5 protein-coding genes are annotated in these 4,524 nt (G+C 73.9%); 1 reads left to right on the top strand and 4 read right to left on the bottom strand.

The features are described from left to right. From ABZ641_RS26680 to ABZ641_RS26690, 3 genes are all read right to left on the bottom strand, one after another. Window positions 1-929: universal stress protein (locus tag ABZ641_RS26680; RefSeq protein WP_359985634.1), on the bottom strand; the 929-nt coding region annotated here is incomplete at its 3' end. Window positions 930-1,094: 165 nt separating this feature from the next. Further along, window positions 1,095-1,319 (bottom strand): hypothetical protein, encoded by a 225-nt coding sequence (locus ABZ641_RS26685; protein ID WP_359985643.1) that lies wholly within the window; start codon window positions 1,317-1,319, stop codon window positions 1,095-1,097. Further along, the gene (locus tag ABZ641_RS26690; RefSeq protein WP_344627971.1) at window positions 1,316-2,416 is read right to left on the bottom strand and encodes an ROK family glucokinase; all 1,101 of its coding nucleotides are present in this window, start codon (window positions 2,414-2,416) and stop codon (window positions 1,316-1,318) included. The genes ABZ641_RS26685 and ABZ641_RS26690 overlap by 4 nt, the downstream gene beginning before the upstream one ends. A 345-nt stretch (window positions 2,417-2,761) precedes the next feature. On the opposite strand from ABZ641_RS26690, the gene ABZ641_RS26695 reads away from it, so the two are divergent. After that, a complete protein-coding gene (locus tag ABZ641_RS26695; RefSeq protein WP_359985637.1) occupies window positions 2,762-3,874 on the top strand; it encodes an alpha/beta fold hydrolase in 1,113 nt (370 codons plus the stop codon). A gap of 109 nt (window positions 3,875-3,983) precedes the next feature. On the opposite strand, the gene ABZ641_RS26700 is transcribed toward ABZ641_RS26695, so the two are convergent. Beyond that, on the bottom strand, window positions 3,984-4,524 hold a 541-nt coding region (locus ABZ641_RS26700; protein ID WP_359985640.1), incomplete at its 5' end, for a helix-turn-helix domain-containing protein.

Consider the following 4,524-nt stretch of genomic DNA (forward strand, 5'->3'; position numbering starts at 1 on the left):
TCCAGGTTGGCGTGCACCGTGGCGTAGGCACTCATCAGGCTGCCCGCCTGGCCGAAGTTCTGGCCGAGCTGCCAGGACTGCAGCTGCTGCTGGGCCGGGCCGTGGGCGTGGTGCAGCACCGTGTGCGCGGTACCGCCGAGCCGCGGGGCCGTGGGGAGCAGCCGGGGTGTCCGGCGGCCCAGCACCACCAGGGCGGCCGAGCGTGACGCCTCGACCAGGGCACGCCCGGCCGGCCACCCGGTGACCTCGGCCTCGGCCCTGACCTCGGGGTACTTCTCCCGCCAGCGCGCGAGCGCGTCCTGGAGCCGCACCGTCTCGGACGCGGCCATCGACTCCCTGATCTCCGGCCGGGCCATCGGAGCGTCCGTCACGTAGGGCCCGGCGGGCAGGGTCACGCTCTCCAGCGCCCGCAGACCGGTGCCGTACTCGGCCGCCCGCGCGAAGGCGAAGGCCAGGACCTCGTCGCAGGGCCTGCTGCCCTCCACACCGACCACCACGTCACCGCCCGTACCGCCGTCGTCCGCGCCCGACCGGACCAGGATCACCGGGCACGCGGCGTGCGCCGCCGCCTGCAGCGCCACCGACCCGAGGACCAGCCCCGCGGCCCCGCCCCGCCCGCGCGAACCGAGCACCAGCATCCCCTCCCGCTCCCCTGCGGCGGCGAGCGCGTGGGCCGGGTTCCCGGGCACGTGCTCGCAGTGGATCTCCAGATCGGGCAGTGCGTCCACGAGACGGTTGCGGAGCGCGCGCACCTCCTCCGGCAGCGGCTCGGCCGGGTCGCCGGGCTGCTCCGACAGCGGGGCCTGCGGTCCCCCGGCGTGGACCATCCGCAGCGTCCGGCCGCTGCGCCGGGCCTGCCCGGCCGCCCACTCGGCCGCCGCCGTGCTCTCGGCGGAGCCGTCGACCCCCACCACCACGGACTGAGTCATGGTCACATCCTCCTTCGTTCGGTGTCGCGCGGCACCGGTGCGCGCAACCTCGTCCCTGCAGGACAGGTTCTCGGCGCGCGCCCGCCGGAGACAGGGGCCGGGCAGCCCTGGACCGGGCCCGAAGGTCCCGGTCCAGGGCGGCGCCGAGGGTGTTGATGTCGCGGGTCAGCCGCTCCAGCTCCAGTCGGCGACCTCGGGCAGGTCGGTGCCGTGTTCGCGGATCCAGTCGTGGTGGCGGGTTCGCCGGTCGGCCATCTCCTGTCGCACGGCGGCGGCGCGGACGGCGAGGCCGGGGACGCGGTCGATGACGTCCATGACCAGCCGGTAGCGGTCGAGGTCGTTGCGGACGACCATGTCGCCGCGCCCCGGGTCGTGCCCTTCCTCCGTCAGGAGAACCGCTTCCGCCGTTTGACGGTGCGGAAGCGGCGGGCCACCTGGCGGGCCAGGTCGGCGGCGCCGACGAGGCCGGCCTCGTTGCCGAGGGCGGCGTGCACGATGCCGGCCTCGGGCCGGAACCCGCGGCCGGTCAGGGTGCGTTTGAAGGCGTCCTGGGCCGGGCCGAGCAGCAGGTCGCCGGCCTCGGAGACGCCGCCGCCGATGACGAACCGTCCGGGGTCCAGGGCGGCGGCCAGGTTGGCGATGCCCACGCCCAGCCAGTGGCCGACCTCGTAGAGGAGTTCCACGGCGACGGCGTCGCCCTCCCGGGCGGCCTCGGTGACCAGCGGGCCGGTGATGCCCTCGGCGGTGCCGCCGGCCCGGGCGAGCAGCGGCTGGACGACGGGCGACTCCTCGGCGACGAGCCCCCGCGCCTCGCGGACCAGCGCGTTGCCGGAGGAGTACTGCTCCCAGCAGCCGCGGTTGCCGCACGGGCAGCGGTGCCCGCCGGGCACCACCTGCATGTGGCCGAACTCGCCCGCCAGGCCGTACTTGCCGCGGTCGACGAAGCCGTCCCGGACGACCGCGCCGCCGATGCCGGTGCCCAGGGTGATCATCACCATGTGGTCCTCGCCGCGGCCGGCGCCGAACCGCCACTCGGCCCAGGCGGCCGCGTTGGCGTCGTTCTCCACCACGACAGGGAAGCGCAGCCGCTCGCTGAGCGCCTCCTGCAGCGGCTCGTTGCGCCAGTTGAGGTGGGGGGCGAAGAGCACCTTGGAGCGGTCGGCGTCCACCCAGCCGGCCGCGCCGACGCCGACGGCGTGCACGTCGTGCTTGTCGGCGAGTTGCAGCACCAGGTCGACGATGACGTCCTCGACGACCGCGGGGCTCTTGCTCTTGTGCGGGGTCTCGGTGCGGACGCGGTCCAGCACCCGGCCCTCGCCGTCGACCACGCCCGCCACCACCTTGGTGCCGCCGATGTCCACGCCGACGGTGGGCAGCCGCAGGACGCCGGGCGGCAGGGCGCGCCGGCGGCGGTCGGCGCTGCGCGGCCCGAGGCCGAACAGGGTGGGCAGGACGGCCGGCCGCTGGGCGCTGTGCGGGCTGGTCACGGGGGCGGTGGCTCCTTCGGGTCGGGCGGCGGGGGCGCCGGCGCTCTCTCCGCCATCCTCCCGCGTCCGACCGCGGCTGCGGGGTCCGGTCCGGGCACGGCCGCGACTGCCAGCGAATCCTCATCCGAATGACCGCAGGTGCTGCCCCGTTCGAGGGATTCGGTCAGGGGGCTGGCAAACTTGGCTGGGCCGCACGGGGGATTCACAAGGAAACGTGATGTTCCTCTCAGGTTCTGCGCAGTTTGGGGCGGAACCGAACCGCGGTTTCCATCTGTCTGATCACATCGGAACGTGCACGGGCGAGCGGGGGCCCGGGCTGCCAGCGACCCGGATACGAGAACCTGAATGCAACTGACCGGAACACCCTTCCTGATCGTCACGATCGTGCTCGTGCCGCTCTCCATCGCGGCGGCGCTGCTGCTCTGGGGCAGGGTGCGCGGGCCGAAGCCGGTCCAGGTGCTCTCCAGACTGGTGATGATCCTGGCCTGCCAGGTGACGGCGGTCACCATGGTGTTCGTCATGGTCAACAACGCCAACCTGATCTACGGCAACTGGGACGACCTGCTGGGCACCGGCAACCACGTCCGCTCCGTGCCGCAGGTGCAGGCCGACGGCCCCGCGCAGGACGCCAAGTCGGAGCCCAAGGTGCTGCAGCAGTTCAAGGGCGTGGACGACCCGATGGTGCCCAAGGACGTCCAGCGCACCGACCTCAAGGGCCGGCTGTCCGGCGTGGACGGTGAGGTGCTGGTCTGGCTGCCGCCGCAGTACCACGAGCCGGCGTACAAGGACAAGACCTTCCCGGTGGTGGAGCTGATCCCCGGTTTCCCCGGCTCCTCCAGCACCTGGTACGGCACCCTCAAGGTGTCCGAGCAGCTGAAGCCGCTGATGAAGGAGGGCAAGGTCGCGCCCTTCATCCTGGTGTCGCCGCGCACCCTGCTGCTCGGCCGCAACACCGACACCGGCTGCGCCGACGTGCCCGGCAAGGTGAACGCCGACACCTGGCTCGCCCGGGACGTGCCGAAGATGGTGCTCGACAACTTCCGCGCCGACACCTCGTCGGACCGCTGGGCGGTGGCCGGCTACTCGGCCGGCGGCCACTGCGCCGCCAAGCTCGCCCTGGAGCACCCGGACCGCTACCGGGCCGGGATCAGCCTCTCCGGCTACAACGACCCGGCCTCCGAGTCGGGCTCGCTGACCGCCAAGAACCCGCAGCTGCGCGAGGCCTCCAACCCGCTGAACATCCTCCGCAAGGCCGCCCAGCCGCCGAAGACCTCGCTGTACGTCAGCGGCAACAAGGGCGACGGCTACGAGGGCGGTCTGGCCCTCCAGCAGGCGGCGAAGGCGCCGACCAACGTGACCGTGGTGGAGACCACCGGCCCGCACGCGGTGGACGTGTGGAAGCTGCTGCTGCCGAAGGCCTTCACCTGGCTGACCGGCATCATCCCCGTCCAGCACTGACGCTCCGCCCGCTGACGCGGCGACACACGACGGGCCGCCCCTCCCTCCCGGGAGCGGGCGGCCCGTCGGCGTTCCGGGGCAGCGGCCGGAAGCGGCCGGCAACGGTCCGTCAGGCGAGTTCCAGCGCCAGGTAGAAGTCCACCCGGTCCTCCAGCCGGGAGAGGTCACGGCCGGTCAGCTCCTCGATCCGGCCGATCCGGTAGCGCAACGTGTTGACGTGCACGTGCAGCTGGGCCGCGCAGCGCGTCCAGGAGCCGTCGGAGCGCAGGAAGGCCTCCAGGGTGCGCACCAGGTCCGCCTGGTGCTCCAGGTCGTAGGCGATGACCTTGTCGAGCAGACGGCTGCGGAAGGCGCGGCGGACCTCGTCCGGCACGGCGGCGAGCAGCAGCACGTGCGAGGCGAGCTCCTCCGGTCCGGCCACGCAGACCCGGCCGACCCGGGCGGCGGCGATCCGGCGGGCGTGCCGGGCCTCCTCCAGGGCGCCGCGCAGGCCGTCGGCCTCGCTGGCCGGGGCGGAGACGCCGACGGTGATCCGGCCCTCGGAGCCGAGGCCGGCCTCCAGCGGGGCGAGCAGTTCGCGCAGCGCGTCCGCGGGGACGGCGGTGCCGGGGGCGGGCAGCACCACGACGCCGCCCGCGACGAGCTGCTGA

The sequence above is a fragment of the Kitasatospora sp. NPDC007106 genome, assembly GCF_040634455.1.
Classification (GTDB): Bacteria; Actinomycetota; Actinomycetes; order Streptomycetales; family Streptomycetaceae; genus Kitasatospora; species Kitasatospora arboriphila.